Raw genomic sequence first — 4406 nt, 5'->3', positions numbered from 1 at the left:
CAACATGGAAACCTCGTGTGGATTCTACCAGATAAACCAAGTTGGGACACTACCCTTTTTTACACTCCATGGTCATAAGGTTCCTTCCGACAGTACCTCCTGGGCAAGAAGATCGCTCAGATTGTAATTGATGCTTTCCACCCCAAAATCCGGCTCCTGGTGGAAGGGGTTGCGAACACAGGACGTTCCTATTTCCAACAATCCGGGCATTGTAACACATGCCCATTCGGCATGATCACAGTCGGTGGCAGCTGGTTCTGGCGCAACTTGGCTTCACCCACGGTGAACGCCGCTGTGGCGGCCTTGCATAATTTAACGGAGATGCGTCCAGGTGGTTGGACCACGATCACCCGTTTCTGCGGAAAACGATGCCGGATTTTCTGCACCGGCGTTGTCAGATCACTGTCTGCTGAGAGCAGCAATGCGGTATCAAAACGGTCATCAAAAGCGTCGGTCAATATTTGGGTAGCAATGTTGACGTCTGTCATTTTCTCTTCATAATCCATCCAATGTGCGCCGCATTTTCGGCATTGCCTCGGCTTGTTCAAAAAGTGACCGAAATGGATGGTAAGTTCCGGCAATTGCGCAAGCGCATCAAGATAATCGGACTGGCGCTGCACGTCAGCGTCGTTATTGCCAGAAAGACGAATCCGCGCCGTGAAGTAATGCACAGCAATCAAAGTCTGGTTCACCTTGAGGAGTGATCGGGACAACCCGACCAGATCAAGCCAATAATATTTTCGCCAGTTTTTTGATCGCAACCCGTAATAGAGATTGAAACCATCCACATAAGCGACGACACTACGAGCAACTGGTGGCATATTACATCCCTGAAAAGATGGCATAAAAAATGCGTTATTGACAATGTTATGTGAAATCTCTACTCTCGCGGTTCGTAGAGATACCCCGCCGGTGAGAGCATCACCGGCTCGACGCCTCCGCAGCGCAAGCACGGGGGCGTTTCTTTATTTATATTCCCCGGTCACAAGGTTCTCCCCGATGGTACCGCCCGGGCAAAAAGCTCGCTCAAGTTGTAATTGATACTTGCCACCCCAAACTCCGGTTCCTGGTGGAAGGGATTGCGAACGTAGAACGGTCCATCGTGCGTGTCACCGTCCACGATGACAACAGCCAGCCAAAACTTGTCCTGTTGATTCATGCCCATGATGATTTCGTTGCGGCTCACCGTGATGGTGGTCTGGCCTTTAATGCGTCCCTTGACTTCAATGTGCCGGTCCTGGGACAAGCGGCCATTGATCAATGGGGGACGGGCTGTCACATCCCAACCGCATTTTTCGGCGGAAACATCGATCACCGCGTGACCCATGGTTCGTTCTGCCGTCATGACCGCTTCCATGGCGATTTTTTCGATGTAGGCGATCACGCGGGTCATGCCAGAAACCTCCATAAATTTTTGGGCTTGAACCCCCCATCGGCTATTGCCATAATGCGGGACACTAACCCCGCTGGAGATCGCATCTCCGGCCCGACGCCTCCAGGGTGCATATCCTGGGGGTGTCTCTTTCGTAAAAATACCCCGCTGGTGAGAGTATTGCCAGCCCGACGCCTCCGCAGCGCAAGCTCAGGGGCGTTTCTTTCTTTCGGTGCCTGGTGGTTCTCCCCCAATGGATCATCCCCCTGTTCCCAGCAACTGCCGCAGGCCTGACGTGACCCGCTGCACGTCCTCTTCGGCGAGATGCCCCAATACCCCACAAATCAACCGGTGATCCAGGGTAAACAGTTTGAACCGCACCTTGGATGGCGCGGGCAGACCAGTTTGCTCCAAATTTATGATCGGACAATCCAGTGGCCAGGGGGCATTGGCTTCTGAAGTGATCATGGCCAATATCGAATGGTTCGCCGGGGAATTGAACGTATGGGCATCTGACAGAACCAAGGCTGGGCGGTTTTTCGTGGCCAGCCGGTCGGTGAAAGGAAAGGGCACGCGCACCACGGCGAAGCGTTCAAAGGTCACGATAGGCCTCTGTGTCCACTTCGCTGTTCCATTCCGATAACGTGTTTTCCAGCGCTCGCAGATAGTCCAGATCCAAAGTTTGGGCGCGTCGCACGCGGGCGGTACCGTCTGCAAAGGTTTCCCAAACGATCCGGTCTCCCGGTCCCACATGCAGCGCGTCACGAATTTTCCGGGGAATTGTGGTCTGGCCCTTGGCCGTAATCTTGGCAATGGTGGTCATGAGACATTCTCCATCGTAAGGAATGCATTACCTCCTTACTCTACTTCAAAGGAGATGGCCCGGGCAAGCAGATCGGCCAGTTCATAATTGATGCTTGCCACCCCGAACTCCGGTTCCTGGTGGAAGGGGTTGCGAATGTAGAACGGTCCCTCGTATGTATCACCATCCACGATGACGATGGCCAGCCAGAATTTTTCCTGCTGGTTCATACCCATGATGATTTCGTTGCGGCTCACCGTGATGGTGGTCTGGCCTTTGGCGCGTCCTTTGACTTCGATGTGCCGGTCCTGTGACATGCGGCCATCGATCAGGGGGGGACGGGCTGTCACATCCCAACCGCATTTTTCGGCGGAAACGTCGATCACCGTGTGACCCATGCGGCGCTCTGCCGTCATGACCGCTTCCATGGCGATTTTCTCGATGCGGCTGCGGGCTGCGGCATCTGCCGTGAACGCAACCTCGCCTTTACGTAGGGCCAAAAGTCCCTGAGGGATGACCAGCATACCGCCCACAATCACCGGCGTACTGGAGACTATTTGGCGCATCGCCCCAAGCTCTTTTTTGCGTTGCTCCAACCGGGCCGTCAACTCTTCCACCCGTTTTTTGGCATTGTCCGGTTGCAGGCGAGGCTGCTTACCGGCGTCCACATCATCACTTAGTTTGATGTAACGGTCCGACCAGTGGTTGATCTCTTTGATCAGGCGCTCGTTGACCGCAGCCAGGATTCGATCCACTTGCTGTTCCCGGCGCGTGCGGATTTCATTGTAATGGTCAGGAACCAGTTTGCGGGAGGCGTGATCCAGGGCCAGGGCTTCCAAATCGGCGTTGATCCAAGGCGCAGTCAGCGCATCAAGAACGAGTTCCTGATCTGTTTCACTGATGGGATGAAAATCCAGATGCGGTGCCCACCCGGCATGTTCGGCCCGACCATCGCTGGTCACGCCTACAAATTGCAGCCGACGGGAAACGGTACGGGGTGGATCCCCGGCGCTCTCCCGCATGCTGTGATCCACCAGGAAGAGTACCCGGGGTTCCGTTCCTTCATCATGGGGATCCATGAGAACCGCACCCTGCCTCAATTTGGGACGATGGGCCTCCAGAACCAAATCGGTGACCGCTGCCATCAGGGGGTGGGCCGGATGTACCAAATCCGCCATGGGTTTGCCGGCAAGGCGTATCTGCTGCCTGTCGAAGCAGATCCGCTCATATTTTTTCAGTACGGGAGTGCGGGTTTCACCAATGACTCGATCCTGTTCCCGAATGGTGGCTGGCACATGACGGATTTCATGGCGTCCCTCTTCACGGGGACGCATCTCACCCCCCAGAGTCTGGAAGGCCTCGGTAAAAAAGGTCCGAATGAAATAGGGTTGGAGTTTGCGGGCCTCGGCTTTCTCCATCTCCCCTTTGACCGTATAGAGCTGCTCCAGGGACATGTGTTCTTTGCAGAGAACGTTCCGTGCCATGATCTGCTTCAGGTGTTCGGTGTCCAGGGCACCGTCGATGACCTGGTTAAGGCGTTCCTTCACCTCGGGTTGCTCACCGTAGCGGATGGCCTGGATAAGCAAATCCTTCAGAGACACATTATCGAAGGCCTCGCCGAGGACATCGAACACCCGTCCACCCAGTGCAGTGCGTTCCACTTCCAGTTTTTCAAAAAGTCGCTTGAAGACGTCGCCTTCCCGGGTTCCCTGGGCCACCAGATTCCAAAGGTGACAAACCTCGGTCTGACCAATACGGTGAATACGACCGAACCGTTGTTCCAACCGATTGGGGTTCCAAGGCAGGTCATAGTTGACCATCAGATTGGTATTCTGGAGGTTGACACCCTCACCAGCGGCATCTGTCGCCACCAGGATCAGGACATTCGGATCATTGCGAAACTCTTCCTGGGTCTTGCGTCGATCATCGCGGTTGATGCCACCATGGATCACCACCACTGCATCCGACGCCCCCAACAAGCCACTCAGGCGATCTTTCAGGTAGTTGAGCGTATCCCGGTGTTCCGTGAAAAGGATCATTTTTCGACGTGAGCCGGAGGGCATGAACATTTCTGGTCGGTTCTGCAGGAGAGCGGACAACTCTTCCCATTTACGGTCCTTGCCCGAAATGACCACCTGTCTGGCCTGTTCCTCCAGTTGCTTCAGGGTTGCGATCTCCTTTTCACTCGATGTTCAAGTTTTTCCCTTCTTGACAGTTTTTTCACCCGTCAAA

The 4406-nt window shown here is 54.7% G+C and carries 4 protein-coding genes and 1 pseudogene; all 5 read right to left on the bottom strand.

Going from position 1 to position 4406, the window contains the following annotated elements; translation table 11 throughout:
- Positions 1-188 precede the first annotated feature (188 nt).
- Entirely contained in the window at positions 189-821 is a 633-nt protein-coding gene (locus HQL63_15880; protein MBF0178302.1) for an NYN domain-containing protein, read from the bottom strand.
- Between the two features lie 161 nt (positions 822-982).
- Positions 983-1408 carry a DUF3883 domain-containing protein gene (locus HQL63_15875; GenBank protein MBF0178301.1) on the bottom strand — a complete coding sequence of 142 codons (426 nt, stop codon included), beginning with the start codon at positions 1406-1408 and terminating at the stop codon, positions 983-985.
- 222 nt (positions 1409-1630) lie between these two features.
- On the bottom strand, positions 1631-1975 hold the full coding sequence (locus HQL63_15870) for a type II toxin-antitoxin system PemK/MazF family toxin (protein MBF0178300.1): 345 nt from the start codon (positions 1973-1975) through the stop codon (positions 1631-1633).
- On the bottom strand, positions 1965-2195 hold the full coding sequence (locus HQL63_15865) for a type II toxin-antitoxin system PrlF family antitoxin (GenBank protein MBF0178299.1): 231 nt from the start codon (positions 2193-2195) through the stop codon (positions 1965-1967). Before HQL63_15865 ends, HQL63_15870 begins: the two co-directional genes overlap by 11 nt.
- Positions 2196-2230: 35 nt before the next feature.
- Positions 2231-4357, bottom strand: a pseudogene (locus HQL63_15860) (DUF3883 domain-containing protein).
- Positions 4358-4406: the final 49 nt, after the last annotated feature.

The organism is Magnetococcales bacterium, from assembly GCA_015231175.1.
Lineage (GTDB): Bacteria > Pseudomonadota > Magnetococcia > Magnetococcales > DC0425bin3 > HA3dbin3.
The sequence above is the reverse complement of the archived record's forward strand: the minus strand, read 5'-3'. Positions and strand labels throughout refer to the sequence as shown.